The organism is Roseomonas sp. TS2 (genome assembly GCF_058833935.1).
Window position 1 is genome coordinate 1 of record NZ_JCACVY010000058.1, and the last position, 23,006, is coordinate 23,006.

Here is a 23,006-nt window from a genome sequence, read left to right on the forward strand (position 1 = left end):
GCTGTTGTAGGGCGAGCCATCCACCAGCTTGGTGCTGGTGATGAGATAGATCAGCACGCGCTTCTCGGCATCCAGGATGCGCGTCACCGTCAGCGCCTTGAACAGCGGCGAGGCGGACTGGCGGAACACGGATTCCGTCTGCGGCAGGCCGGCGGGCAGGCTGACCGGCCCGGTGGCGCGGCAGGCGATGCTGAAGCGCGAGGGGTCTTCCGCCAGCCCCACCCAGCCGGAGAGTCCGCCCGTGTCGGCGCGCGAGACGTAGCAGGAGACATTGGCCACGCGCGGGTCGTCGTAGCGTTCCACCACCACCTTGTCGTTGGGGCCCACCAGGCGGAAGGTGGTGCTGATCTCGCCCACCCGCGTCTGGCCGAGGGCGGGCGCCGCCAGGGCCGGCAGCATGGCGAGGGCGAGGGCCATGAAAGGCCGGAATCGGTTCATGCGCATCCTGTTTCTCCGGGCCATGCCCGGCATGGGAAGTGTGACATGTCATCTGGGATGCGCGGTGGCGGGGGCGAAGGGTGGACCGCGCCGCTGAGGGATCTTTATCCCGCCCCTGCCTTGCCCCCCTGGTGCGGCTTGCCTATGCAGCCAGCCAAATCCTGGAGGAAGCCCCGAGAATGACCCTCGCCCCCGGCCGCCGCGCCGTTCTGGCCCTGCCTGCCCTGACTCTCCCTGCCCTGACCCTGCCCGCCCTGCTGACCGGCCGCGAGGCCCGCGCCGAGGCCGAATGGCCGTCCCGCCCGGTCCGCCTGCTGATTCCCTTCCCGCCGGGGCAGGCCACGGACACCATGCTGCGCCTGCTGGCCGACGAGCTTTCCCGCCGCTGGCCGCAGCGCGTGGTGGTGGAGAACCGCGCCGGCGGCGCGGGGGTGGTGGGCACCGACGCGGGGGCGCGGGCGGCGCCGGACGGCTATACCCTGCTGGCCTCCACCAGCGGCACGCACGGCATCAATCCCAGCGTCATCCCCAACCTGCCCTACGATGCCGAGGCGGATTTCGCCTACATCACCACGGTGTTCACCGTGCCGCTGGTGATCGTGGCGCACCCCTCCTTCGCGCCCCGCACCGTGGCGGAGCTGGTGGCGGCGGCGCGCCAGGCGCCCGGCGCCATCAACTATGGCAGCGGCGGGCCCGGCACCTCGCAGCACATGGCGGCGGAGATGTTCGCCCACCAGGCCGGGGTGCGGCTGACGCATGTGCCCTACCGCGGCAGCGGCCCGGCGGTGGCGGACCTGCTGGCCGGCAACATCCCGATGATGTTCGACAGCGTGGCCAGCGCCCTGCCGCATGTCCAGGCCGGGCGCATCCGGGCGCTGGGCGTCACCTCGGCCGCGCGGGCGCCGCAACTGCCAGAAGTGCCCAGCATCGGCGAGACGCTGTCGGGCTACGTGGCCATCGGCTGGGGCGGGCTGTGCGCGCCGGCCGGCACCCCGGAGCCGATCCTGCGCCGCGTCAATGCGGAGGTGACGTCCCTGCTGCGCGACCCGGCCTTCGCGGCGCGGATGCAGCAGATGGGCGGCACGCCGGCCCCCCAGGAGATGGCGGAGGCCGGCGCCTTCGTCCGCGCGGAGATCGCCAAGTGGCGGGCGGTGGCGCGCACCGCGAATGTGCGGCTGGGAGGCTGAGGCAGCCGGCGCGCGCCTCCGCCTTTCCGCCGCCTTCAGGCGCGCCGCGGCTCCGCCGCCTTCAGGCACGCCGCGGCTGGCTGCTCTCCGGCACCGGGCGGGCCGGCAGCTCCAGCGCGGCGTCCAGCCCGTTGATCATGCGCTGCAGATCCGGCAGGCGGCTGGCGCTGGGCGCCTCGTGAGCGATGCCCAGTGTCTGGGCGATGTGGCTGCGGCGGGCCGCCAGGGCATGTTGCCGCAGCACGCGCAGATTGTCGTTCGGCGTCATAGCGGTTCCTCCTTCGGCTTCTTGCTGAGCCGCTGGAGAGAGTGGGACGGCGCCGGAGCGGCCGCAAGCGTGCGGAACCCGCGAAATTTCTCTCGCTTTTGTTTGAATTTGGGTGGATCAATAACTCGTTAACAGTTTGTCCGCAGGATACTTCCTACCTTCCGCGAGGCACCGCCATGAGCGACACCGTTGCCGATCCCAGCCTGTCCCTCGACCTCGAGCTGCCGGAGGCGCGCCCCTCCCCAGCCAAGGGGCTGATGTGGGGAGGGGTGCTGAGCATTCCGCTCTGGGCGCTCATCGGGCTGGTGGTGGCCCGCGCCTTCTGAAGCGCGGCCTGTCCCTGGCTCCGCGCCAGGGCTGGCTCGTCCTTTCCCTGCCCTGAAATGAAGCGCCGCAGGCCGGACCGGCCTGCGGCGATTTCGTGCGGCAGGCGGAGGCTTCGGCCGGCGGCATCGCTCATCGGCAGGGGGGCTCTCGTTCTGCTGGCCGCGGGATGCGCCGGGGCGGCATGGCCCGGCCGGCCGCGGCTGCTGGCAATCCCGCCGCGACGGGCCAGCGCGCCGGAGGTGCCCGAGGGAATGACCGGAACGATCCTGGCCGCCTCCGGGCGCGGGATGTCCGCGGCCCTGCTGCGGATCAGGGGTCGATCGCATCCCCGACGGCATGGATCGGACCGCCGACCGGGCCGCCGACAACAGGCACGACCTTCACCACATCGCCGGCGACACGGAAGGGCAGGGCCACCAGCCCGCAGCCACTCAGGCACAGAAGCGCCGCAAGACAAACGATCAACCGCATCGGGCGATCTCCCTTGATGAGGCGGGCACGCCGGTCGGGCGTGGGCCAGCCGGGGTTCCGGGTCCGGAAGCAGGCACCTTGACTGCGGCTTCAATGGGGCACGGAGGGGAGGGCAGGGCGGGCATGGTCCCCAGGTCACGGGGAGGGCTGCGACGAAGACGGCGCCAGGCGGCGATCGGCCGGCGGCCCGTTGGACCACAGCGCAGGCATGCCCGAATTTTCTGGAACGAAAGGGTGGCGGACCCGATACGATTCGAACGTACGACCTTTGCCTTCGGAGGGTGGGGCTGGAAGGCTTTCCGCAGCTTTCCGACATTTTCCTGGATCGGATAAATCGGCTAATTTCAGTTAGATAAGCTGGATCGGGGCTTTCCGACATTTTCCAGCATATTCCCCGGTTTCCCATTTCGTGGTGACTCCCTGGTGACACCAGATGCCCAAGGCAAAGGTCATCATGCCGAAGCTGACCAAGCGAGTTGTGGACGCGGCCAAGCTGCGGGAGAAGCCGTACTTCCTCTGGTGCAGCGACCTGCCGGGCTTTGGGGTGCGGATCTTTCCATCTGGCAAGAGGGTCTACTACGCCGACTACCGGCCTAAGGTTGGGGCGCGCCGACGAATGACGCTCGGGCCCCACGGCAAGCTGACCACCGAGGATGCCCGGAAGCTGGCGCTGACGACGCTGGGCAGCGTCCTGCAGGGGGAGGACCCGGCCGAAGAGAGAGCGACTCGGCGCAGTTCCCTAACCGTGAAGGAGCTGTGCGAGCGCTACCTGGAGGCGGCCGAGAAGGGGCTGATCCTGGGAAAGCGGGGTGCGCCGAAGAAGGCCAGCACCCTGGTGGCCGACCGCAGCCGGATCAGCGCCCACATTCTCCCCCTCCTGGGCAGCCGGAAGGTCATGGACCTCAGCCGGACAGATGCCACCCGCTTCATGCGCGACGTGGCGGCCGGCAAGGCGGCCCGAGACGTGAGGACGGAGGCTCTCCGCGGGCGCTCGATCGTCGCGGGCGGGAAGGGAGCTGCCACCCGGACCATGGGCCTGCTGGGCGGCATCCTGTCCTTCGCCGTCTCAGAGGGCATCATCCCCATCAACCCGGTGCATGGGGTGAAGCGGCCGGCAGACCAGCGGAAGCGAGCTCGCCTGACGCCGGAGACCTACGCGCGACTCGGCCAGGCGCTGGCGAAGTGGGAGGCGGAGGGCGGCAGCGCCTCGGCTATCCTGGCCATCCGGCTCCTGGCCCTGACCGGCTGCCGACGGGGCGAGGTCGAGAAGCTGAAGTGGTCCGAGGTTGATGCCGCTGGGCACGCCCTGAGACTTGAGGACAGCAAGGAAGGGGCGTCGGTCCGGCCGACCGGGCAGGCGGTGCTGGACCTGCTGGAGAAGGCGCCGCGTCAGGCCGGGCAGGTTTATGTCGTGCCGGGCCGGGATCTGCGGAAGCCCTATGGCGGCCTGCCTGGTGCCTGGAACCGGCTGGTCAAGGAGGCAGGCCTAGAGGGCATTACCTTGCACACCCTGCGCCATAGCTTCGCCTCGACCGCGGCTGACCTGGGCTACAGCGAGCCCACGATCGCGGCGATGATCGGGCATGCGTCAGGGACGATGACGGGGCGATACGTCCATCACTTGGATGCGGTGCTGGTGGCGGCGGCGGATCGGGTGGCGGGGGAAGTGTGGAACAGGCTGAGTACAATGAAGGCTAACGGAGTTGCACAAGCGCCGTGCCATTGACAGCAATAAGGCCGATGTATCTGGTATTCAGTTAAGTTCAAGCCCAGGCAGAATCTGGGTCGGAGGCACCTTGCAGTCGTTTTGGAAGTGGCTGGCAGCAATCAGGCTATTTGCGGAACTTGTTGCCATAGGTCTTTTTGTTGCAGCGGGCTTTGTCTGGTCCTTCCCAGGCATTCGAGCCGGCTTGGGGGTCGAGAGTGCGCTTAAGGGTGCACCGGAGCAGCCGATCCAGCCGGCTGATATGGCTGCAATGCTGCTTACCGTTGTTACCATTGTACTTGCCGTCGTTGCCTTCTTGGTCAGCATAGCCGCCTTTTTTGGTTATGCCGCCATCAAGGAAGCCGCTGAAAAAGCGGCTCATGCAGAGGCTCAGAAGGTGTCAGAAGATTATGCCAAGCTTAAGGAAGCTAATGGTTTAGCTTTGAAAGCGTACATGAAGGAAATGAATGACCGGTTCCAGGATCTTCAAGCGAGTCTGCGAGAGGAGATGACGCAGGGAAGAGGGCTGGAGACCGGCCAGGAAGCTGACGAATTTGCAAGGGCGGCCGCTAGTATGTCGAAGGGCGATACCCCATAATGAGGATCAAATGGGGAACATTGTCATGAGCACGCTCGGCGGCCTGAGCGCAGTGCGTCGCCCGGAGGACATCGCACTTGAATATATGCGTAATTCTCCGCCCACCGATCTAATGGGGTTGACGCGCGACTTAGGTATTCGACTGGAATACGAGGACCTTGGCGATGCCTCAGGTAAGATCCAGAGGGTTTCGACTTCGGATGGAGTAGAATTTGTAATCACAATTAATTCGAACCATTCGCCAAATAGGCAGAGATTTACGCTGGCACACGAAATTGCGCACTATGTCAAACATAGGCGGCAACTTGAGGCAGGGGGCATCATAGATAATGCGATGTATCGCAGCTTGCTGCCCGAACCTATGGAATGGGAAGCAAACCGCTACGCTGCTCAACTTCTTATGCCACTTTCAGCGATGCAGAAGTTGTGGCGCGAAGGACTAACAGAACCATTCCAGTACGCAGCCAGGATGGGTGTGTCTGAGGAAGCTGCAGAAATCCGTCTCCGGCAGCTTAGAGGCACGCTCGCGCTTACTCCTCGAAACTCGTGAATCTTGTGCCCGCCCGGCCCAGCCGCGGCGGGCTTTGCTGTTCCTATGGTCCACCAAGCCCCTGGGCGAAGCGCGTAATCGTATCAGCCAGAGCGCGCAGGCTGTCACTCGCTCCTGTGATGTCCGCCGTAGTTAGCACCACCGTGGCTTTGACACTGATCTTGATGGCCTCGTCCACGGCCACCTCGACACGTTTTGCAAGCCAGCGCGAGATCGATGCGGCTGCCCGCCCGACGACCTCCGCTGCCCTTCGCAAGCGGGATCGATCAGGTACCTGAGCAGCGACTTCGGCACGGATCTCAGCAACGGCAGCAGTCGCCTCGCGATGCTCCTCCGCCGTCAACGGTCCATCAGGCGGATTGTTGTGGCCGATGCCGCCGTGCTGCGGGGCGAGCTTGGTCAAGGCTGCTTCGGCTGCTTCTAAGCGGCGGAGGATCTCAGCCCTGCTCGGCCTTTCAACGGCGGGAGCGTGATCCGCCCATTCCCCAGCGTCTTCATCCCTCATGTCGAGAACTGGTGCCCAATTCGGGCTTTCACCTTCTAGACGGGAAGCAAGTTCGCCGATGAACTCATCAGGTACGATGCCATCGTACTCATTGTGCAGCACATTCGCGGCGTCATAGGGGCCGCCGAATGGATATTGATACTCGCCCCTCTCAACAGGCATATGGTGCACAGGGTCTTCATAGTTGGCTCGGAACCACTGTTCCATAACTGAGATCTGTCGATCTGAAGGCAGCTCGGACAACTCCGCTGACGATACTCCACCTGGAAATTCAGCAGCCTCGTAAACCCAGATGCTCAGTTGCTCGCCAGGGGCGCTTAGCCAAGGCCTGGAACCCCATGCCAGACCTTCATCCTCTGGCTCGGTTCGCAGCCTCTTCCCGCGTGAGAAGCCGTTCGCTGTAGAAGTCATGCGCCCTGCCTGAGCTCGTCAGCAGGAACTCTTAAGCCTAACTGCCGCTCTGCCTCTCGCACGGTGTGGCCTTTCACCCGCCGGCCAGTTGCCTCATGGGTGAACGTTACCCCTGTAAGACCGCTAGCCACCTTCCAGCCTTGTGCTTCGGCTTCCTTTTCCAGAAGGCGCCAGCCTTCTCGGCTTTCGGGGAAGCGCGACCTAAATGGCTGAGGTGAGCTGGCAGTCTCAGTGGAAGGCTGCGGCGGAAGGTCTGATGCCAGGGGATCTGGCGTGGGCAAGGGGGATGCCGGCAGCACCCCAGGGTGAGGGATCTGCTGGCGGAGAAGATCCACCGCTACTCGGACCTGCTCCTGGATATCGAAGATTGCCGCGGCAATCCCGAAGAAAACACTTGAGAGAACCAGAGCGGCTCCCGCGCCGAGTAGAAAGCCCAGGACGCGCGCGCTCCCTGCCTCCTGGGCTGCTGCCATCCCTCCTAGTCCGCCTAAGAGGATGGCAATAGCCACGCCAATCACCATGACCGAGCGAGCAACGGCAACAAGCAGCTGAAGCATATCCGTTCCGAAAAGTTCTTCTTCGAAACGTATGATTGCAACCACAAGATGTGCAGGCAAGAGGGTGGGATGATCTGTCGAGGGCAACTTTCAAAGGCGGGCACCTTCAACATCCCCGCATGTAGGGAAGCTACTTACTGCCGGCCGCCTCCTGGTGGCGCTTCCTGAGCTCCCTCAGCCGATCCTGAGCCTCCTGGCACGAGACCTCCGCCTCCGCATGCAGCAGGCTGAAGTACTCGCTGGTCTCGTCCGCGGTCAGGCCGACGAGGGTACGAGCGCCGTTTGCGTCGATGGTCCAGTGAGCCTCGCCCGAGCTACAACCCTCGGTCACTGTCGCCTCTTCAGCCACACCACCAGAACCGCTACCGCCACCATGATGATGACGCCGGTGGTGTTCTGGCTGATCCATTCGAGGAGGTGGTTGATGGGCAATGATTGGCTCCCTTATGCGCCGCGGCTTTTTAGGCACGCTCTAGCGCCCCTGCTATCTTCAGGGGTGAACTCAGCGCCGGCCGCCTCGAGGGCGGCGTAAATCTTCTGGACCGTTGTGGCTCTGGTCAAACTGCCCTTCTCAAACCGGAGCAGCGTCTCGCCAGAAATGCCTGCCAGTGACGCCAGCCGAACAGCACTAAGGCCAAGGGCGTTCCGCGCCTGCCGGCACTGTCCAGCTGAGAGGGGCAGGATTTCGGAAGCCATGCCAGGATCACTCTTCCCCCACCTCACGCTCACCCCGCACCTCATCTTCTGGTGAGACGGTGCGGAGCTGATGCTCGGGATCAGTGCTTTCGGGTTCACCCTTAGCCCGCATCGGCAGGTTTTCGAGCGCGGCCCCGATCGTCGCCGCGAAGCTGGGCGGTGCGGTGGCAGGCGCTGGGCTGGCCGCGTCCCGCAGGCGCACGCCAGGGCCGCCACCGTTCTGGGGGATGAAGACCACCCCAGCGGTCTCCAGGGCGGTGCGGACGGAAACGACAGTCCGGCGCGAAGCCGCGTGTCTGCCAGCTTCCAGTCTATCGAGAGTGCGGACAGTTACCCCACAGACTGAGGCAAGATGGTCACGAGACCAGCCTAAGAGGGCGCGTGCGGCGCGGACCTGAGCTGGGGTGATGTCAGGAAAGACGCCATTCCCTGTCGCGTCCACCTCTAGTCAACCAGCGCTGCTGGACGGGTGCCCTTCCTCAGCCGCACCCCCGCACCCCCGCCATTCTCCGGAATGAACTCGACGCCGGCGGCTTCAAAGGCAGCGCGGATGGCGGCGAGGGTGCTCGGGTGTGGCGAGCGAGCGCCCCGCTCGAAATCGACTACAGTCTGCCTGGCGACCCTTGCCGTCTCAGCCAATTGCATCTGGTTCCAGCCAAGCATGGCTCGTGCGCCACGGCATTGGGCAGCAGAAATCTCGTTTCCGGACAAGTTCAATCTTTCTGATTGACGTTGGCTTCAAGGCCAATCATATTAATTGAGGTTGGACGCCACTCCAACTGAAAACGGCCGAGCGAGGAGCACCACCTCCACCGCCCGGCCTCCACCGCAACCAGCTCGGATCAGGAGCCGGCAACGATGTCGTTTGCCCATAGCACACCCACGTCCACCGCCAGAAGCGTTGAGGCGGCTGACGATACCCAGCCGAGAAGAAGAGGCCGTTCGGTTCAGGGCGTACCCATGGTGCGCCCCACCTCCGCCCAGCGCACGCTGGCCTACCTCGCCAACGGCGACCTCCCGCCCTGGCCCCTCGCCGACCGCCTCCTCTTCGCCTCCACCATCGCCGCCGGCTGCCTGGCCGTGGCGTTCGGCACCTGGGGGGCGCTGGCATGACCGCGCCCTCCAGAAGAGCTCCGGCCCCGATCAGCCTGCCTCCCGAATTCTGGGATCGCTGGAACGACAGCGACCTGGCGCTGGGCCGCGTCGGGCATGGCCTACGCCTGCTGGATGATTGGCTGTGCCGTACCTCCGGAGACCTCTCCGTGGAGGACCAGAACCGGCTCGGGTTCTTCGTGGATAGCCTGCTGCTGCACCTCGAGGCGGCCGAGACGCGCCTCCGCGAAGTGGGCGAGGCCGCGAAGGCCGTCGAGGGGCGGCACCCATGAGGGGGACGAGAAGAGCGGCCCTTGCCGCCGCACTGAGCCTGCCCGTGACCACCACTCGGGCTTCCGCCAGCCACCGGGATGCCGCGCTGGTTTCCGTCTGCGCCGAGTATCACGCGACCTGGAACGCACTTCAGGCCTGGGATGCCCGAGGCCAGCGCTACCCCTCGGGCAGCGTTGAGTGCATCGCTGATGAAGAGGAGGGCTTCAGCCTCATCGACCGGCTGGTCGAGGCCGTCGAGCGCGCCGGGGATATGCAAGCCATGTCCTCCGACGGTCTCCGGCAGAAGGCTGCGGTGCTGCGACACACCCTGACCGACGATATGGAGGGGTGCGAGATTGACCGGGACAACCGCCGGGTAAAGCTGGCTGTGTCCCTCTGCAATGACCTGCAGCGCGTGCTGGGAGACATGCCATGAAGTCTCTCCTCTTCCTCCGCCTTGGCCTCACGATGTTGGCGCTGGCCTTCGGCGAGTGGCGCGTGCAGCGCATAGCCAAAGCCATGGAGCAGGAGCATGGGCTGCCGCGTGGCTGGCTCCTGCAGCCAGGCAATGCGGAGCGGTTCGCCGCCTGGGAGCGCACTCGGCTGCACTGGCGGCGTGCCCTGATCTCCTGCTCTCCGTTGCCGCAGGAGAAGGCGCCGTGACACTATCACGTTTGTTGCTGCTCCGACCCGCAACCGGAACCATCTGCCCGACCAGTCGCTTGCCCTTCTATTGCAGGAGGACCATGGCATGCGCGACTGGCAAGACATCTCCACAGCGCCACAAGACCGCACCCCGGTGCTTGTCAGTCTTCCTTCCGAAGGGAATGCTCTGTTCGCCGTTGCGCTGTTCACAGATGGGCGCTGGCTCGGGTGCGTCGATGGCATCCTGGCCTTCGATCCGGCCAACCCGTCGGCGCTACTGGAGCTGCATCCAACGCACTGGATGGCTCTTCCGGCCCCGCCTGGTTAAGCAGGAAGAGCTACTCGCATCCCCTATTGCCCTTACTCTCAACCGGCGGGGTATCATCCCCGCCGGCGCGGCTAGGTTTGGCCGCCGAACGCCGGGCCTCCGACCCGGCTGCCGCGCCGCTTGCATCGGAGCGCGCATCGGAGGTGCGGAGAGTGCAATCACCAGCTTGGTGCCCGCCGGGGTATGTGGATCTTCAGGCTGCGCCTCTAGTCATCATGCACAAGCTCCAAGCTGGAGAAGTGCTCCGTCGATTTCCCGAGCCACAGCCGACCGAAGCGTGGGCCACCGCATTTCTCGAGGAATTGGAGCGCTCTCTCTCCTGGGGCGAACTACAGGCTGTGGGTGTGGACGTCCGATCCGAGGATTTCCTGTACATTCCGAGTGGCGCGTGGCGCCTGCAGGTGTCCAGAAGGTCACCACAATCGATGCAGCCGATCGAGGTGTCACAGTTCAACGCCGTACGGGATGGCATGACAGTGTACCTGAGCGCCTACTTCGGGCCCGAGGTACGCGCGGCAGTGTCGCTCCACGCTTTGCTAGCATGGGCTGGAGCCGAGAACCTGCCGGAGCCTCCTACAATCGTTCCGCAAGATCGCAAGGCGCTGTCTGTGGCTTCATCTGCCCAGACCAAGAGCTCGCCCGAAGCCTCAGCATCTGCGGAGCCGTCGGCGGCTACCGTGCCGAAAGGCGGCCGGCCGGCGAAATGGGACTGGGACGCCTTCTGGGTCGAGGTCGTCAGGCTTGCAAACACGCCGGACGGATTGCCCGAGACGCAAGCCGAGCTGCACCGAATCATGATGGATTGGTGCATGAACTCCTGGAACAACACACCCGCAGACAGCGAGATCAGAAAGCGCCTCTCCAGGGTGTATGCGCTGAAAACCTAGTTATCAGCGGTTTTCAGCGGTTATCGGCCGACTGCGGAAATCGTCCCGGCCATCCTGCCGTCACGTTCAAACGAACGGGTGCGGAGAACAGGATTATGCAGCCGAACAGCATCGCCTCCATTGGCTTTCAGCCTTTGCTCGTCCCCAAGCAGCAAGCGTTCGCTGCGATCGGCGTGGGCAACACCAAGGGTCATGACCTGATCAACCAGGGGTGTCTGGTTGCGCGGAAGATGGGAAGCCGGACGATGATCGAGGCCGAGAGCCTCCGTCGCTTCGTGGCGAGCCTGCCGACCCTGCCGGTAAAGAACGCCGCTTAATAGGAAAGCCGGCGCAAAGGCCTGACCCCCTGCACCGGCTCGGATGACTATACGCGGGACCACTCGACACCCGACGTGTATCCGAGATTCGGTAGCTCTGCAAAGGCCTTTTCGCGCCCCTGACATCGAGGGACGCATGTCCGAACACGTCTTGGCGGATGCCATTCCGCTCCACCTCCGCAAGCCGCGTCTGCGGCGTCGCGAGGCCTCTGAGTATCTGCTGCACGTTCATGGCCTGCCGATCGCCGTGGCGACGCTCGCCAAGCTGGCCAGCGTTGGCGGCGGGCCGGCTTACAACAAATGTGGCATCACACCGCTCTATCCCCGCGAGGAGCTCGACACCTGGGCGCTGAAGCGTCTCGGGCAGGTGGTGCGCAGCACCAGCGAGGTGGGACGGTGAGCGCCCTCTCATGCCAGCAGGCGCCTGCTGCAGAGCTGAGCCTGTGGGAGGCTCGTGCGCTGGCCCTTCAGCTGCTGGTCTGCGGCGCCCTCTTCAATGACTGCCAGCGCCGCTTCCTTTGGCAGATGGCCTGCCGGTTCCGCCGCGTGACCCCCTACCGCCAACGCGTCCTGGCCATCCTGGCTGCTCAGGCCGGAGGAGGGCGCCCATGAATGCCCACACCGCCCCCATCTCCGTCAGCCTGGTGCACCTGCCCGATGCGCCGGACGCGTCCGGAGAGCCCATGGTGGGCCTGCTGGTCTCCACCGGACCCGCCAACACCAAGCGTCGCCCGCTGCTGCGCGTCTTCCCCACCCTTGCCGCGGCGCTGGCCGCCAAGCGTAGCCTGGAGACCGGCCGATGAGCTGGATGGGCGAAGCCGGCCTGGAGCCTCTCTCCGCAGGCTCTCTGCCGATGCCGCGTGAGCCGGCCGACGCCGCCCGGCGCTTCCTCCTCCGGCGGGAGCAGACGGTGCCGACACCGCTCTTGCCGCCGCCGGTGACCGAGGCGGGGCTGGTCCTGGCTTTGAGCATCTTGGCGGACTCGGTGGAGGCCCTGAGCCACGGCACCCTGCGGATCCACCGTTTGGGCTTGCCGGCCCCCGTGCAGATCCACCTCCCAGGCCTCTCCTGGAGCTGCGAGGCAGGCTGGGCATCGGGAACAGGGCTGGTCGAGCTGGCCGCCTGGCTCGCCGACCAGGACCTGGTCAGCATGGCCTGCATGCTGGGCTTGGTGCTGGCTCGGCAGGGGAGGCGCTGATGGACGCCGCGGACATCGCTCAGCGCTTCCAGTTGCAAGCTGTTGAGACGCTCAATTCGCTCTCCCTCAACCGCCAAATCATCGATCCACGAACCTGGCTGAGTGAGCCACCCGAGCGTCGTTGGGCTGTTGAGGGTTGGATCCCCCGGAGCGTTGTCACTGGCCTCTACGGCGATGGGGGCCTCGGGAAGAGCCTGCTCGCTCAGCAGCTCTGCACCAGCATGGCGCTTGGTAAGTCGTGGCTTGGCCTGAACGTCACACCGGGCGTGGCCCTTGGCATCTTCTGTGAGGACAGCGAAGACGAGCTGCACCGCCGCCAGTGGGCCATCAATGCTCATCTCAACGCCAGCCCGGCTGATCTGTCGAGATTGCGCTATCTCGCTCGGCTCGGCCGTGACAATGCGCTGATGACCTTCGACGGCTCTGACGTCGGCACATCCACGCCGTTCTGCGAAGAGATCCACAACCTATGTGCGGATCTGAAGCCGACGCTCCTGGTGCTCGACACGATCGCGGATATCTACCCGGCCAATGAGAACGACCGCGGCAAGGTCCGGCAGTTTGTTCAAACCGTGCTCGGCGGGTTTGCCCGGGAGCATGATTGTGCTGTCCTCGTGCTCGGCCACCCTTCCGTCTCGGGCATGCAGAATGGCTCAGGGCAGTCCGGCAGCACCGCCTGGAACAACACCATGCGGAGCCGCTTCTATCTCGCCCGCCCTACTGAGGAGGATGCGGAGCCGAATGCCCGGGTTCTCTCGCGTAAGAAGGCCAACTACGCACCGCGGGATGCGGAACTGCAGCTGACCTGGCGGGACGGCGTCATCGATCTCACTGGCGCCAACAGCTTTACCAAGCCTGATCCGGCAAGCTGGGAAGCTATCGAGGCCATGTTCGACGAACTCGACCGTGCGTGGAAGGCAAAGCGCCCCTGGAGCTACCACCCCCAGACCAGAAAGGCCGGACGCTACTTCCCGTCCTGGGCTCAGCAGCACCTCGGAGTGCCCATGAAGCGGGTGGTGAAGCTGCTGGAGGATTGGCAGATGAATGGGCTGCTGACCTATGAGACTTTCGACAATCACGCCAAGCAGAGTGGCCTTCGAGTGATAAGGCGTATCGAGCGGTAGGTCACTGCGGAGGTTGCGGAGGTCACTCTGTAAGCCATTGATTTTACTGTGCGGGAGTTGAGTGCGGAACTTCTGCGGAGGTTGCGGAGGTTGTGTTCTAAGTTATTGAAAACGTTTGCCCCAATCTGCGGAGGTTGCGGGCGGGTGAGTCCCCCATACCCCCTTACGCACTTCCGCGCGCCCGTGTGGGCTGCGCGGGTGCGTAGGAGAGGGGATCGGGTGAGAAAAGCCTTGCCCCAGCCGACAGGTGTAGGTGTCAGAGGGCTCAAAAAGGCTTGCTCTGAAAAGAAAACGCCCTCCCCTGCCGATGCTTCCGCCTCAAATGCTCAACAGCGAAAGCATCCAGAGGACGAGCAACGCGCTGGCTGCCATGGACGCAAGCCCGGCCATCTTGGTGATCAGCATCTCTTCCCTCCCTCTGCCGCTTCTGGGCAGGTTTCAGCACCATTTGTAACCCCGTGTAAGCTTGGCCACATTCGACTCATTAGGGCAAGCCCTAGTGAGAGGACGGCGAGAGCGCAGCTTTAGCCCTAAAATCGGATCACTGAAGTTGACTTTGATGTTTTGGTCCGATCATGATCCGTCACTCATCCTAGTGACACGGATCGTCTGATGCTCATCGGATATGCCCGAACCTCCACGGCAGAGCAGGAAGCTGGCCTCGATGCCCAGGAGCGCGATCTCCGCGCCGCTGGCTGCGAGAAGATCTATGCGGAGCGGGTATCCTCCGTTGCCGCCGATCGCGCCCAGCTTGCCGAGGCGTTGCGCTTCGTCCGATCCGGGGACGTGCTGGTGGTCACCAAGCCTGACCGCCTCGCCCGCTCCACTGCCGATCTCCTCGCCATCGTCACGGACCTAGAGAAGCGCAGCGTGGCCCTGCTGGTCCTATCCATGGGTGGTCAGCCGGTGGACACCCGTGGCGCTACGGGGAAGCTCCTGCTGACCATGCTCGCTGCCATCGCGGCCTTTGAGCGAGACCTGATGCTGGAGCGGCAGCGTGAAGGCATTTCCGCAGCGAAGGCCGCGGGGAAGTACAAGGGCCGCGCGCCCACTGCCCGTGCCAAGGCACCAGAGGTTCTGGCGCTGCATGCCGAAGGGGTGCCAGTGGCGGAAATCGCTCGGCGGTTGAAGATTGGCACGGCCAGTGCGTTCCGAATCCTACGGGATAGCCGCCCTTCCTGAGCCTTCATCCAACGCCGGAAAGCCCAGGAAAACCTTAGAATAACTATCTGATTTAGAACGAGAAATTACGATTGAGGGGCAGATAGGGCGCCGATACGGTGCTGTTATGCCTCGCATTGGACCATATTCCCGCGCTCGCAGCTTGCAGAAGATGGACGGCCGCACCCGTGAGGCGCGGCTGATGCGGGATCTGCGAGCGGAGCTGTTCGCGCATGTTGGCGGAAAGCCCTCCGCCACGCAGGTGGCGCTCATCGACCGCTGTGTTTGGCTCTCCCTGCATATGGCGCAGCTAGATGCCAAGGCTGCCAACGGCCGGGCGATGACCGAGCACGACAGCCGCACCTACCTCGCCTGGAGTAATAGCCTGTCGAGGCTGCTGCGGCAGCTCGGCCTAGAGGGGAAGACGCTGGGCCAGCCGAAGACGCTGGCTGAGTACACTGCTGAGCGGGCGACACAGGGAGCCTCTAGCAACCGCGGGGCTGCCGCCTGATGCCCGCCCAGGCCATGACCATCCTCGAGGCGATGGACGATCCCAACCTCTTCGGGACGCATTTCCGCGGGGAGAGCTGGGGCGGCTGGAAGGCCTTCCTGGCGGCTTTGTTCGCCCTCCCCATGGATGAGGCGCAGGAAGCCATCTACCGCCACCACACAGGCCGCACGGCGCTCCCTGGCGGCGCCAGCAAGGAAGCGGTGCTGGTGTGCGGCCGCCGGGCGGGAAAGAGCCGCGTGGTGGCGTTCATCGCCACCTACCTGGCCACCTTCCGCAGTTACGAGGAGTATCTGGCTCCTGGCGAGGTGGCGACCATCGCCGTCATCGCGGCCAACCAGAAGCAGGCGCGCTCCATCTTCCGCTACATCTCCGGCGCGCTGAACAGCATCGGCCTCCTGAAGAGCATGGTGGAGAACGAGACCGCCGAGAGTATCGTGCTGAACAACCGGGTGGTCATTGAGATCGCCACCGCCTCCTTCCGGGTCACCCGCGGCTACACCTATGCGGCGGTGCTGGCGGATGAGATCGCCTTCTGGCGCAGCGAGGAGAGCGCCAACCCGGATGAGGAGATCATCAAGGCCATCCGGCCCGGCCTGAGCACCGTTCCAGGCGCCATGCTGCTGCTGGCTTCCTCGCCCTATGCCAAGCGGGGCCTGCTCTACAACCTGTGGAAGCGCCATTACGGGCAGGATGGCGCCCGGGTGCTGGTCTGGCGCGGCACCACGCAGGAGATGAACCCCCGGATTGATCCGGACATCATCGCCGAAGCTTACCAGGATGATCCTGAAGCGGCGTCGGCTGAGTACGGGGCCGAGTTCCGGAACGACATCGCTGCCTTCGTGGCGCGCGAGGTGGTCGATGCCTGCACGCCGCCTGGGCGGTACGAGGTGCCGTACATCACGGGGAATGCTTACCGGGCCTTTGTCGATCCGAGTGGGGGCACCTCCGACAGCATGACGCTGGCGATTGCGCACCAGGAAGGGCGGGGAACCGGCCCACGGCGTGCGGTGCTGGATGCGGTGCGCGAGGTGAAGCCGCCCTTCAGCCCCGAGCAGACGGTGGAGGAGTTCGCCACGCTGCTGAAGAGCTACCGCATCAGCCGGGTGACCGGGGATCGCTACGCCGGCGAGTGGCCCCGCGAGCAGTTCCGCAAGCACGGCATTCAGTACGACTTGGCGGACAAGCCGAAGTCCGACATCTACCGCGACCTGCTGCCGATGCTGAACTCCGGCCAATGCGAGCTCCTCGATGTTCCGCGCCTCGCCGCTCAGCTCTTCGGGCTGGAGCGCCGCACGTCGCGCGGTGGGCGGGACTCGATCGACCATTCTCCAGGCGGGCATGACGACTTGGCCAATGCGGTGGCGGGGGTGCTGGTGCATGGGCGGGGTGAGATGACTGCCGTGGAGCGCATGCTGGCAATGGCGAGCTGAGGCCCTTTACGAGGATCTATAGGAACATGAGCGAACATGCGCCGCCCATCAGCAGCTCGGAGCGGAACAAGGCCAGCGCAACCCGGCGGGATATGGTTTCGGCCTTCTTGGGCAGCGCCGCTTTGGGCAGGACCGACGCCGATGTACGGCGTGCCTTCTGCGCTGAGTTCGCGCGCCGCCGCGGGATCCCCCTGCGCTTCGACGAGATGGGCGAAGCCTACATCAGCCTCTACTTCGAAAGCCGCTTCGCCGAATGGAAGCCGGAGCAGCAGGCAGCGCGCAGCGATTGCAGCCAGCAGCAGAGTGAAGCCATGGGAAAACTGAAGCTGTATTCCGCCCGCCAGCACACCTTCCACCCTAGCGGCCCGATCACACGCGCCATGCGCAACAAGCCCCCCCACATCCCTCATGCATGCGGCGGGTTGCGTTTCGACGCCTCGCCTGAAAGCCGGAACACAATGACCAGCAGTGAGACCCGCACCGACGTGGATTACAGCATGGCACGGGCGCTCAACACGTTCCTGCCGACGCCTGCCGATCGTGAGCGCACGGAGGCGGTGAACGACGAGCGGAAGTACCGGCTATCCAACGCCTGGAAGACGCCCGCTGGCGGCACAACCAATCACTCGGTCGCCCTGGCCGCCACGCCGGAAGCGGCGCTGGACGCGAAGCGCGATCGCCTCTCCAACGCCTGGAAGGAGAGCCGCTGATGGGCGCGGTGATGAAGGTGAAGCCGCAGGCCGAGGAAATCCCCGGCCTCGCCGCGGCTGATGCGCACGCGGCCGAGCTGCACGAGAAGTATCTCGGTCTCCGGCGGCAGATGCGCCAGGCGGAGGCCGATCTGGCGGCGGGTGTACGCAAGCGTACCAACCTCCTCTCTCGGGCCAAGGCTGGCGAGGTGGTGGCGCCTGCAGAGGTGGCCGAGGCGGAGGCTGCCACCCGAACGGCCGAGAGCGCGCTGATGCTGCTGCGCGAGGCCGCGCCGGCGGTGCTGAAGCAGCTCCAGGAGGCGGAGTGGGCGCTGATGGCCCAGGCCTGCCATCCCCTCCAGGAGGCAGCCCAGGCGGCCCAGGCGCGCCATGAGGCGGCGGTGAAGGCGGTTGAGGAGGCACAGCGCGAGCGCAACGCGGCTTGGGAGGCGCATGACCGGCTCTCGCGCTGGAGCGTCGAATGGAACGGCCCCGACCAGGTGCAGCAGCATGCCCCGGCCGCCGTCGAGCGCCGGCGGCTTCTGAGTGACCTGCTGGAGGCTGACCGCAAGGCCGCTGCCACCGCTGAGGCGGAGGCCAAGCAGCGCCAGGCGGCCGAGGCCTTCAACCGCCGGGTGGCCGACTTCAAGGCGCGGAACCGGGCGCAGGGATGGCCGGAGGATTGCGGCCTTGCCGACAACTGGGAGCGCCTGCGCCGTGGCTGATCTTCCTGGCACCAGCGCCCCCACTAATCTCGAGTACTTCGGGCATCCCGCCATCTTCCTCGCGCCCAAGCAGATCACGTCAGTAGCCACAAGGGGATGGGGGGCGCATTCCAGCTATCCCAACCAGATCGAGGTGCAGATCGGTTGCGGCGGCGTGTTGCTGAGCGCGAGGTTTGCAAACAATGATGCGCGGGCCCTGGAGCTTGTCGGATGGGTGCAGGACTGCATCGGGGTGCATCAATCATGATGGGCGGAAACCGTTGCAGGGCGGGATCGCGCGAGACCATCCCCGGCCTCTCCGCCGCCCATGCGGAATTCCTGTCCGCCACGCAGCGTCTCCCCATGCTCAAGCAGGAAGGTGCGGCGTGCCACGGCGCCCTCTACCGCGCCTACGCCCGCATGGAGGCGATGCAGGCTTCCTTCCTGAAGGGCGGCGCTGTGGATCTCATGGAGATCCGCCTGCTCGAAGACCTCATCAAGCGCGAGGAGGTGCGCCGCGACACTTTGCAGGCTGAGGCCAAGGAACTCGGCGACAAGCTGGAGGTGCTGCAGGGGAAGATCGGCCCGATGGTGCGCAAGGCGCTGCAGCGCCAGGCCTCGATCGCGTCCGCGCTTCAAGCCAAGGGAGGCCGCGCGTGACTGTTGTTCGGGAACTTACCACCCTCCTCAACTTCGATGTCGATGACCGCGAAGCGAAGAAGTGGGAAGGCCGCATCGATAGCTTTGCCCGCAGGGCATCGGCAGTTGCGGTCGGCTTCGGCGCTGCCCTCACTGCTGCCTTCGGCATCGACAAGATCATCGAGGCTGGTGACGCCTACACCACCACCATGAACCGGCTGGGGGCCTCGACCACCAGTGCAGTGGAGGCCACCCAGGCCTTCGAAGGGCTCTACACCTCCGCCAGGGAAACCGGCATCGCGGTGGATGAGAGCTCGAAAGCGTTCATGCGGTTCAGCCCGGCGATGGCCAAGCTGGGCTACGGCATGAGCGATACGATCTCGCTCATCGACGGCCTACAGAAAGGCCTCCTGGCTGCTGGTGCGACTGCCCAGGAGAGCGGCAGCGTCTTCCAGCAGCTCGGCCAGGCGATCAACGCGAACGTCTTCCAGGGCGAGGAGCTCGGTTCGTTCCTGGAGAACGCCTCGCCGACGTTGGTGAACACCTTCGCTGAGGCGCTGGGAACGACGAGCGACAAGCTCAAGGAGCTGGGCAGCGAAGGGAAGCTGACCGCGAAGAACGTCCTCCCCGCCATGCTGCAGGCCGCCAAGGCGGGCCGGGATGAGTTTGGCCGGATGCGGGTCACGGTCGGCCTGGCGATGGCCCGCAGCGGCGTGGCTGTCGATCGCTTCACCGCCGAGCTGGAGCGGGCGTTCCGCTTCACTGAGGTCCTCGCGCGCGGCATCGAGGCGGTGGGTCAGAAGATCGACCAGTGGCGCTCCTACCTCCCCAGCGTGCGCCGCGTGGTCGATGAGCTGGGCGGGCTGGAGAGCATCCTGGCGGCGCTGGGCTATGGCATCGTCTCGGTGACCGCCGTCACTCTGGCGCTGAACGGCGCGCTCTCGGCGCTGATTGTCCGCGCTGCGGTGCTGGCCGCCCCGTTCCTGGCCTTCGGCGCCGCCATCGTCTTCGCTGGCGCGATGCTGCAGGACTTCGTCACCTGGGTGAAGGGTGGCACGACCAAGACCCTCTTCGGCGACTGGTTCGGGGACTTCGACACGCTGGTGGCGCCGCTGAAGCCGGCCCTCGATCAGATCAACAAGATCCTGACCGGGACCCCGGATGAAGTGATCAAGGCCTGGAACAAGTTGAAGGAGTATTTCCGCGCCTGGGCCGGCGAGGCGTTCAAGAACTTCCCTCCCGCCATCCAGCGCTTGCTCGGCGTGCCGCAGCCGGCCCTCGTTCCACAGGATCTCGCTCAGTATCGAGAGCAGGCGGCCGGGCTGCGGCAGGAGCGCATCGACGAACCTGCCGGCAACTGGCTTCTCGACCGCATCCGCGGCTTCCTGGGCCACATCGGCTATGCGCAGCGGGTCGAGGGGCCGGATGGCACCATGCATCTGGTGAAGCCTGGTGAACGGATGAGCGAAGCGCTCATGCGCCGCGCGGTGCCGCCGCCAGCCAACGTCACGGCGACGCAGAACAACTCCGTCACGAACAACGTCACGGTGAACGCCACGGGCGCTTCCGGCCCCGAGGTCGCCGCCGGCGCCACCTCTGGCATGGACCGGGCGACGGACAGCCTGCAGATGAAGCTCGACGCCCTGTCCCGGCAGTTCCTAATGAGCCTGCCTGGCGTCGAGGGCGGCGGCGGCGTCCAGGGGGCTGGCCAGTAAAGGCTATGCCCCTGCTTAACGGCGGGGGCACCAAGCCCCCGCCCAGACAGCGGTGCGTGTTCCGGCAACAGCCCCGCCTCGGCTCTCTCTGAGAGGATGGGAGGGAGGAGACCCATCCGGAAGGAGAGAAAATCCGCCTTCCCCTTCTCGCGATAGCATCCCTGGGTGTCGGTATCCCTCATCATCAGTTGAACTACATTGCAACGACTCGTTAGTTGTGGGGTAGAACATCTTCTGTCTGCCTTGGTTCTGCACAGACACGGAACGAGTTGGACATAATGAAGATCTTGATTGTAGAAGATGAAGCTCTAATAGCTGCGCTTGTGGTTGAGTTCCTCGAGGAGGCCGGGCACACGATTATTGGCCCCGCCGCCACTGCGGGTGAGGCGCTCGATCTATGCGGGGAGCATGTCCCGGACTTGGCTATTTTGGATATCGACCTGCAGGACGGCAGTTCCGGCATTGAAGTCGCGCGGGAGCTATTTACACGCTGGGGTTTGGCCGCGATCTTCGCGAGTGGCGAGATGCTGGCCGCCCGACAGGCCCAGGACGTGGCGCTGGGCTATCTCCCAAAGCCCTACGAAATGGCTGCGCTGCTGCAGAGCGTGGAGGTTGTGGAGGCCATGCGATCCGGAGCCGAGCCAACACAAATTCCGCAGGGGTTCGAAGCCTTCCCGCGGGCGCTCGCCGCCAGGGGAGGGGAGAGCGCGCGCTGAGATGCAGCGGCAGATCTTCGCCACGCTGGAGTGAAATATCTGGGCGATGCGGCGGCGGCCTACTGGGATCTGACCACGCCAGATGAAGCCTTGTTCCTGGCTTGCGCTCTTTAGGACGAGGGGGCGCCAGATCCCCCTGCCTAATTGGGCTCTCACGGAGGGGCTTTGAAAAACGGCCCATCTGGTTCCGCCCTGGTTCCGCGGCACCAAACGCAGAAAAGGCCCGCCGAAGCGAGCCCAACCAAGCGAATCGTCTCTGAGGTTCTGCGGTCTAACCACCCTGCTGGTGACTCTGTGGTGACACCAGCAACCTGTCTTGGTGCTTGAATTCTGCCTAAGGCACTGAAAAGATTGGCGGACCCGATACGATTCGAACGTACGACCTTTGCCTTCGGAGGGCAACGCTCTATCCAGCTGAGCTACGGGTCCTCGCCAGGGGCTTCTTTAGCCGGATGCGGCCGGCAAGGGAAGCCCCGGATCGCACTCTCAGGCCGGCGCTCTCAGGCTGCCAGGGCCGCCTCCACCGCCACGGCAATGGCGAACAGCGCGGCGTCGCCGTCATGGGCGCCGGTCAGCATCAGCCCCACCGGGGCCTCGCCCGGGGCATGGCAGGGCAGGCTGATGCTGCAGCGGTCGAGGAAGTTGAAGGCCGCCGTGTTGCGCAGCAGCAGCAGGTTGATGCGGTTGTACTCGGCCTCCTCCGCCACCTCGGAGAGGGCGGGCGGGGTCAGGGCGGTGGTCGGGCAGAGCACCGCGTCATAGGGCGCGGTGCGCGCCGCCGTGGCGGCGATGATGCGGGCGCGGTCCTGTTGCAGGGCGATGTAGTCGGCGGCGCTCATCGCCGCGCCGCGCTGGATGCGGGCCCGGATGCGCGGGTCGTAGCGGTCGGCGGCGCGGGCGAGCAGGGCGCGGTGCCAGGCATAGGCTTCCACCGCCGCGAAGCCGCCCGTGGCATTCGCCTTCGGGATCTCGGCCAGCTCCGGCAGGGCGAAGCGCTCGATCCGCGCGCCGGCCTGCTCCAGCCGCGCCACGGCGCGGTCGAAGGCGGCCAGCACCGCCGGCTCCACCCCCTCGAACAGGAAGGTGTCCTCGGGGATGCCGAGGCGCAGCCCGGCCACCGGGCGGGCGGGCGGCGGCGCGGCGTGCCCGGCGCCGGCCATCAGCGCGTGCAGCACGGCGCAGCAGCCGGCGGTGTTGGCCAGCGGCCCGATGCTGTCGAGCGAGAAGGAGAGCGGCAGCACGCCTTCCAGCGGCACCCGCTTCGCGGTGGGCTTGTAGCCGACGATGCCGCACAGCGCCGCCGGCACGCGGCAGGAGCCGCCGGTGTCGGAGCCCAGCGCGCCGAGGCCCATGCCCTCGGCCACCGCCACGGCGGCGCCGGAGGAGGAGCCGCCGGGCAGCCGCCCCGTGGCGCGGTCCCAGGGCGAGAGCGGCGTGCCGTGGTGCGGGTTCACGCCCAGGCCGCTGAAGGCGAATTCCACCATGTTGGTGCGGCCGAGCACGACGAAGCCGGCGCGCTCCAGCCGCGCCACGGCGGGGGCGGTGGCGGCGGCGGGGGCTGCGTCGTCCAGCGCCGCGGCGCCGGCGCGGGTGGGCACGCCCTGCTGGTCGAACAGGTCCTTGATGGAGATCGGGATGCCGGCCCAGGGGGAGGGGGCGCGGCCGGCGGCGCGCAGCGAATCCATGGCGCGGGCCGTGGCCAGGGCCTGCTCCGCCTGCACCGCCACGAAGGCCCGCGCGCCCTCGCCGGTGGGGTCGGCGATGCGGGCCAGGGCGGCCTCGGTCAGCGCCAGGGCGGTGGTGCGGCCGGTGGCAAGGTCCTGGGCGGCCTGGGAGAGGGTGGGGGCGAAGCTGGCGGCGCGGT

General features: G+C 65.8%; 33 protein-coding genes, 2 tRNA genes and 1 pseudogene. 25 read left to right on the plus strand and 11 right to left on the minus strand.

Going from position 1 to position 23,006, the window contains the following annotated elements:
- Window positions 1-438, minus strand: a 438-nt coding sequence (locus tag ACZJYS_RS11355; RefSeq protein WP_493178089.1) for a CreA family protein, incomplete at its 3' end; no start/stop codon positions are given.
- Between the two features lie 179 nt (window positions 439-617).
- Between ACZJYS_RS11355 and ACZJYS_RS11360 the strand changes: the two genes are divergently transcribed.
- Window positions 618-1,625: a Bug family tripartite tricarboxylate transporter substrate binding protein gene (locus ACZJYS_RS11360; protein ID WP_109515918.1), complete on the plus strand. Its 1,008-nt coding sequence runs from the start codon at window positions 618-620 to the stop codon at window positions 1,623-1,625.
- Between the two features lie 61 nt (window positions 1,626-1,686).
- Here the strand turns inward: ACZJYS_RS11360 and ACZJYS_RS11365 are convergent, their stop codons facing one another.
- Window positions 1,687-1,893, minus strand: a complete 207-nt coding sequence (locus ACZJYS_RS11365) for a hypothetical protein (protein ID WP_109515919.1) — start codon at window positions 1,891-1,893, stop codon at window positions 1,687-1,689.
- Window positions 1,894-2,069: 176 nt separating this feature from the next.
- Here ACZJYS_RS11365 and ACZJYS_RS11370 point away from each other — a divergent pair, with 176 nt between their 5' ends.
- Window positions 2,070-2,219, plus strand: coding sequence for a hypothetical protein (locus ACZJYS_RS11370; RefSeq protein WP_181378008.1), 150 nt, complete (start codon window positions 2,070-2,072; stop codon window positions 2,217-2,219).
- A gap of 310 nt (window positions 2,220-2,529) precedes the next feature.
- On the opposite strand, the gene ACZJYS_RS11375 is transcribed toward ACZJYS_RS11370, so the two are convergent.
- Window positions 2,530-2,691, minus strand: coding sequence for a DUF6726 family protein (locus ACZJYS_RS11375; protein WP_109515920.1), 162 nt, complete (start codon window positions 2,689-2,691; stop codon window positions 2,530-2,532).
- Window positions 2,692-2,926: 235 nt separating this feature from the next.
- Window positions 2,927-3,002, minus strand: a tRNA-Arg gene (locus ACZJYS_RS11380).
- Window positions 3,003-3,145: 143 nt separating this feature from the next.
- Here ACZJYS_RS11380 and ACZJYS_RS11385 point away from each other — a divergent pair.
- Genes ACZJYS_RS11385 through ACZJYS_RS11395 form a run of 3 tightly spaced genes read left to right on the plus strand, consistent with a single transcriptional unit; the run spans window position 3,146 to window position 5,544 of the window.
- Window positions 3,146-4,417, plus strand: coding sequence for a tyrosine-type recombinase/integrase (locus ACZJYS_RS11385; protein ID WP_493178093.1), 1,272 nt, complete (start codon window positions 3,146-3,148; stop codon window positions 4,415-4,417).
- Complete coding sequence (locus tag ACZJYS_RS11390; RefSeq protein ID WP_493178095.1) at window positions 4,395-4,994, plus strand: hypothetical protein; 600 nt, start codon at window positions 4,395-4,397, stop codon at window positions 4,992-4,994. The genes ACZJYS_RS11385 and ACZJYS_RS11390 overlap by 23 nt, the downstream gene beginning before the upstream one ends.
- A gap of 25 nt (window positions 4,995-5,019) precedes the next feature.
- Window positions 5,020-5,544, plus strand: a complete 525-nt coding sequence (locus tag ACZJYS_RS11395) for an ImmA/IrrE family metallo-endopeptidase (protein WP_493178097.1) — start codon at window positions 5,020-5,022, stop codon at window positions 5,542-5,544.
- 43 nt (window positions 5,545-5,587) lie between these two features.
- Here ACZJYS_RS11395 and ACZJYS_RS11400 read toward each other — a convergent pair whose 3' ends face one another.
- The 5 genes and pseudogenes from ACZJYS_RS11400 to ACZJYS_RS11420 all read right to left on the minus strand — a co-directional run bounded on the left by ACZJYS_RS11400 (window position 5,588) and on the right by ACZJYS_RS11420 (window position 8,376).
- Window positions 5,588-6,256: a hypothetical protein gene (locus tag ACZJYS_RS11400; RefSeq protein ID WP_493178099.1), complete on the minus strand. Its 669-nt coding sequence runs from the start codon at window positions 6,254-6,256 to the stop codon at window positions 5,588-5,590.
- A 1,205-nt stretch (window positions 6,257-7,461) separates the two neighbouring features.
- The gene (locus tag ACZJYS_RS11405) at window positions 7,462-7,758 is read right to left on the minus strand and encodes a helix-turn-helix domain-containing protein (protein ID WP_493178101.1); all 297 of its coding nucleotides are present in this window, start codon (window positions 7,756-7,758) and stop codon (window positions 7,462-7,464) included.
- The gene (locus ACZJYS_RS11410; protein ID WP_245906635.1) at window positions 7,721-7,951 is read right to left on the minus strand and encodes a hypothetical protein; all 231 of its coding nucleotides are present in this window, start codon (window positions 7,949-7,951) and stop codon (window positions 7,721-7,723) included. The genes ACZJYS_RS11405 and ACZJYS_RS11410 overlap by 38 nt, the downstream gene beginning before the upstream one ends.
- A 36-nt stretch (window positions 7,952-7,987) precedes the next feature.
- A pseudogene (locus ACZJYS_RS11415) lies at window positions 7,988-8,155 on the minus strand (helix-turn-helix domain-containing protein); the annotation flags it as partial.
- A gap of 2 nt (window positions 8,156-8,157) precedes the next feature.
- Window positions 8,158-8,376, minus strand: coding sequence for a helix-turn-helix domain-containing protein (locus tag ACZJYS_RS11420; RefSeq protein WP_109518828.1), 219 nt, complete (start codon window positions 8,374-8,376; stop codon window positions 8,158-8,160).
- Window positions 8,377-8,673: 297 nt separating this feature from the next.
- Here ACZJYS_RS11420 and ACZJYS_RS11425 point away from each other — a divergent pair, with 297 nt between their 5' ends.
- The 20 genes from ACZJYS_RS11425 to ACZJYS_RS11520 all read left to right on the plus strand — a co-directional run bounded on the left by ACZJYS_RS11425 (window position 8,674) and on the right by ACZJYS_RS11520 (window position 21,142).
- On the plus strand, window positions 8,674-8,826 hold the full coding sequence (locus ACZJYS_RS11425; protein WP_181378266.1) for a hypothetical protein: 153 nt from the start codon (window positions 8,674-8,676) through the stop codon (window positions 8,824-8,826).
- Entirely contained in the window at window positions 8,823-9,098 is a 276-nt protein-coding gene (locus ACZJYS_RS11430; protein WP_146201965.1) for a hypothetical protein, read from the plus strand. The genes ACZJYS_RS11425 and ACZJYS_RS11430 overlap by 4 nt, the downstream gene beginning before the upstream one ends.
- 44 nt (window positions 9,099-9,142) lie before the next feature.
- Window positions 9,143-9,514 carry a hypothetical protein gene (locus ACZJYS_RS11435; protein WP_109518827.1) on the plus strand — a complete coding sequence of 124 codons (372 nt, stop codon included), beginning with the start codon at window positions 9,143-9,145 and terminating at the stop codon, window positions 9,512-9,514.
- Window positions 9,511-9,741 (plus strand): hypothetical protein, encoded by a 231-nt coding sequence (locus ACZJYS_RS11440; RefSeq protein ID WP_109518826.1) that lies wholly within the window; start codon window positions 9,511-9,513, stop codon window positions 9,739-9,741. The genes ACZJYS_RS11435 and ACZJYS_RS11440 overlap by 4 nt, the downstream gene beginning before the upstream one ends.
- 88 nt (window positions 9,742-9,829) lie before the next feature.
- Entirely contained in the window at window positions 9,830-10,051 is a 222-nt protein-coding gene (locus tag ACZJYS_RS11445; RefSeq protein ID WP_146201964.1) for a DUF551 domain-containing protein, read from the plus strand.
- Between the two features lie 425 nt (window positions 10,052-10,476).
- Window positions 10,477-10,938, plus strand: a complete 462-nt coding sequence (locus ACZJYS_RS11450) for a hypothetical protein (protein ID WP_493178106.1) — start codon at window positions 10,477-10,479, stop codon at window positions 10,936-10,938.
- Window positions 10,939-11,033: 95 nt separating this feature from the next.
- Window positions 11,034-11,255 (plus strand): hypothetical protein, encoded by a 222-nt coding sequence (locus ACZJYS_RS11455; RefSeq protein ID WP_493178108.1) that lies wholly within the window; start codon window positions 11,034-11,036, stop codon window positions 11,253-11,255.
- 136 nt (window positions 11,256-11,391) lie between these two features.
- Window positions 11,392-11,655, plus strand: coding sequence for a hypothetical protein (locus ACZJYS_RS11460; protein WP_493178110.1), 264 nt, complete (start codon window positions 11,392-11,394; stop codon window positions 11,653-11,655).
- A gap of 208 nt (window positions 11,656-11,863) precedes the next feature.
- A complete protein-coding gene (locus ACZJYS_RS11465) occupies window positions 11,864-12,058 on the plus strand; it encodes a hypothetical protein (RefSeq protein WP_493178113.1) in 195 nt (64 codons plus the stop codon).
- Window positions 12,055-12,453, plus strand: a complete 399-nt coding sequence (locus ACZJYS_RS11470; protein ID WP_493178116.1) for a hypothetical protein — start codon at window positions 12,055-12,057, stop codon at window positions 12,451-12,453. Before ACZJYS_RS11465 ends, ACZJYS_RS11470 begins: the two co-directional genes overlap by 4 nt.
- Window positions 12,453-13,577, plus strand: coding sequence for an AAA family ATPase (locus ACZJYS_RS11475; protein WP_109518821.1), 1,125 nt, complete (start codon window positions 12,453-12,455; stop codon window positions 13,575-13,577). The genes ACZJYS_RS11470 and ACZJYS_RS11475 overlap by 1 nt, the downstream gene beginning before the upstream one ends.
- Window positions 13,578-14,189: 612 nt before the next feature.
- Window positions 14,190-14,759, plus strand: a complete 570-nt coding sequence (locus tag ACZJYS_RS11480) for a recombinase family protein (RefSeq protein WP_493178120.1) — start codon at window positions 14,190-14,192, stop codon at window positions 14,757-14,759.
- 181 nt (window positions 14,760-14,940) lie between these two features.
- Window positions 14,941-15,249 carry a hypothetical protein gene (locus ACZJYS_RS11485; RefSeq protein ID WP_493178123.1) on the plus strand — a complete coding sequence of 103 codons (309 nt, stop codon included), beginning with the start codon at window positions 14,941-14,943 and terminating at the stop codon, window positions 15,247-15,249.
- Entirely contained in the window at window positions 15,249-16,679 is a 1,431-nt protein-coding gene (locus tag ACZJYS_RS11490; protein ID WP_493178125.1) for a terminase large subunit domain-containing protein, read from the plus strand. Before ACZJYS_RS11485 ends, ACZJYS_RS11490 begins: the two co-directional genes overlap by 1 nt.
- Window positions 16,680-16,705: 26 nt before the next feature.
- Window positions 16,706-17,389, plus strand: coding sequence for a hypothetical protein (locus ACZJYS_RS11495; protein WP_493178128.1), 684 nt, complete (start codon window positions 16,706-16,708; stop codon window positions 17,387-17,389).
- Complete coding sequence (locus ACZJYS_RS11500) at window positions 17,389-18,093, plus strand: hypothetical protein (RefSeq protein ID WP_493178129.1); 705 nt, start codon at window positions 17,389-17,391, stop codon at window positions 18,091-18,093. The genes ACZJYS_RS11495 and ACZJYS_RS11500 overlap by 1 nt, the downstream gene beginning before the upstream one ends.
- A complete protein-coding gene (locus tag ACZJYS_RS11505; RefSeq protein ID WP_493178132.1) occupies window positions 18,086-18,340 on the plus strand; it encodes a hypothetical protein in 255 nt (84 codons plus the stop codon). Before ACZJYS_RS11500 ends, ACZJYS_RS11505 begins: the two co-directional genes overlap by 8 nt.
- On the plus strand, window positions 18,337-18,732 hold the full coding sequence (locus tag ACZJYS_RS11510) for a hypothetical protein (protein ID WP_493178133.1): 396 nt from the start codon (window positions 18,337-18,339) through the stop codon (window positions 18,730-18,732). The genes ACZJYS_RS11505 and ACZJYS_RS11510 overlap by 4 nt, the downstream gene beginning before the upstream one ends.
- Window positions 18,729-20,426, plus strand: a complete 1,698-nt coding sequence (locus ACZJYS_RS11515; protein ID WP_493178135.1) for a tape measure protein — start codon at window positions 18,729-18,731, stop codon at window positions 20,424-20,426. The genes ACZJYS_RS11510 and ACZJYS_RS11515 overlap by 4 nt, the downstream gene beginning before the upstream one ends.
- 278 nt (window positions 20,427-20,704) lie before the next feature.
- Complete coding sequence (locus ACZJYS_RS11520; RefSeq protein WP_493178138.1) at window positions 20,705-21,142, plus strand: response regulator; 438 nt, start codon at window positions 20,705-20,707, stop codon at window positions 21,140-21,142.
- A 352-nt stretch (window positions 21,143-21,494) separates the two neighbouring features.
- Here the strand turns inward: ACZJYS_RS11520 and ACZJYS_RS11525 are convergent.
- A tRNA-Arg gene (locus tag ACZJYS_RS11525) sits at window positions 21,495-21,571 on the minus strand.
- A gap of 71 nt (window positions 21,572-21,642) precedes the next feature.
- Window positions 21,643-23,006: amidase (locus ACZJYS_RS11530; RefSeq protein ID WP_493178140.1), on the minus strand; the 1,364-nt coding region annotated here is incomplete at its 5' end.

Bases quoted from the DNA above. Each gene is read 5' to 3' on its own strand.
- ACZJYS_RS11460 (WP_493178110.1), top strand. From the start codon at position 11,392: ATGTCCGAACACGTCTTGGCGGATGCCATTCCGCTCCACCTCCGCAAG.
- ACZJYS_RS11445 (WP_146201964.1), top strand. From the start codon at position 9,830: ATGCGCGACTGGCAAGACATCTCCACAGCGCCACAAGACCGCACCCCG.
- ACZJYS_RS11420 (WP_109518828.1), bottom strand. From the start codon at position 8,376: ATGCTTGGCTGGAACCAGATGCAATTGGCTGAGACGGCAAGGGTCGCC.
- ACZJYS_RS11360 (WP_109515918.1), top strand. From the start codon at position 618: ATGACCCTCGCCCCCGGCCGCCGCGCCGTTCTGGCCCTGCCTGCCCTG.
- ACZJYS_RS11365 (WP_109515919.1), bottom strand. From the start codon at position 1,893: ATGACGCCGAACGACAATCTGCGCGTGCTGCGGCAACATGCCCTGGCG.
- ACZJYS_RS11455 (WP_493178108.1), top strand. From the start codon at position 11,034: ATGCAGCCGAACAGCATCGCCTCCATTGGCTTTCAGCCTTTGCTCGTC.
- ACZJYS_RS11385 (WP_493178093.1), top strand. From the start codon at position 3,146: ATGCCGAAGCTGACCAAGCGAGTTGTGGACGCGGCCAAGCTGCGGGAG.
- ACZJYS_RS11430 (WP_146201965.1), top strand. From the start codon at position 8,823: ATGACCGCGCCCTCCAGAAGAGCTCCGGCCCCGATCAGCCTGCCTCCC.
- ACZJYS_RS11480 (WP_493178120.1), top strand. From the start codon at position 14,190: ATGCTCATCGGATATGCCCGAACCTCCACGGCAGAGCAGGAAGCTGGC.
- ACZJYS_RS11370 (WP_181378008.1), top strand. From the start codon at position 2,070: ATGAGCGACACCGTTGCCGATCCCAGCCTGTCCCTCGACCTCGAGCTG.
- ACZJYS_RS11495 (WP_493178128.1), top strand. From the start codon at position 16,706: ATGAGCGAACATGCGCCGCCCATCAGCAGCTCGGAGCGGAACAAGGCC.
- ACZJYS_RS11510 (WP_493178133.1), top strand. From the start codon at position 18,337: ATGATGGGCGGAAACCGTTGCAGGGCGGGATCGCGCGAGACCATCCCC.
- ACZJYS_RS11485 (WP_493178123.1), top strand. From the start codon at position 14,941: ATGCGGGATCTGCGAGCGGAGCTGTTCGCGCATGTTGGCGGAAAGCCC.
- ACZJYS_RS11450 (WP_493178106.1), top strand. From the start codon at position 10,477: ATGCAGCCGATCGAGGTGTCACAGTTCAACGCCGTACGGGATGGCATG.
- ACZJYS_RS11395 (WP_493178097.1), top strand. From the start codon at position 5,020: ATGAGCACGCTCGGCGGCCTGAGCGCAGTGCGTCGCCCGGAGGACATC.
- ACZJYS_RS11375 (WP_109515920.1), bottom strand. From the start codon at position 2,691: ATGCGGTTGATCGTTTGTCTTGCGGCGCTTCTGTGCCTGAGTGGCTGC.
- ACZJYS_RS11500 (WP_493178129.1), top strand. From the start codon at position 17,389: ATGGGCGCGGTGATGAAGGTGAAGCCGCAGGCCGAGGAAATCCCCGGC.
- ACZJYS_RS11520 (WP_493178138.1), top strand. From the start codon at position 20,705: ATGAAGATCTTGATTGTAGAAGATGAAGCTCTAATAGCTGCGCTTGTG.
- ACZJYS_RS11440 (WP_109518826.1), top strand. From the start codon at position 9,511: ATGAAGTCTCTCCTCTTCCTCCGCCTTGGCCTCACGATGTTGGCGCTG.
- ACZJYS_RS11470 (WP_493178116.1), top strand. From the start codon at position 12,055: ATGAGCTGGATGGGCGAAGCCGGCCTGGAGCCTCTCTCCGCAGGCTCT.
- ACZJYS_RS11475 (WP_109518821.1), top strand. From the start codon at position 12,453: ATGGACGCCGCGGACATCGCTCAGCGCTTCCAGTTGCAAGCTGTTGAG.
- ACZJYS_RS11400 (WP_493178099.1), bottom strand. From the start codon at position 6,256: ATGGAACAGTGGTTCCGAGCCAACTATGAAGACCCTGTGCACCATATG.
- ACZJYS_RS11490 (WP_493178125.1), top strand. From the start codon at position 15,249: ATGCCCGCCCAGGCCATGACCATCCTCGAGGCGATGGACGATCCCAAC.
- ACZJYS_RS11425 (WP_181378266.1), top strand. From the start codon at position 8,674: ATGGTGCGCCCCACCTCCGCCCAGCGCACGCTGGCCTACCTCGCCAAC.
- ACZJYS_RS11405 (WP_493178101.1), bottom strand. From the start codon at position 7,758: ATGAGGTGCGGGGTGAGCGTGAGGTGGGGGAAGAGTGATCCTGGCATG.
- ACZJYS_RS11465 (WP_493178113.1), top strand. From the start codon at position 11,864: ATGAATGCCCACACCGCCCCCATCTCCGTCAGCCTGGTGCACCTGCCC.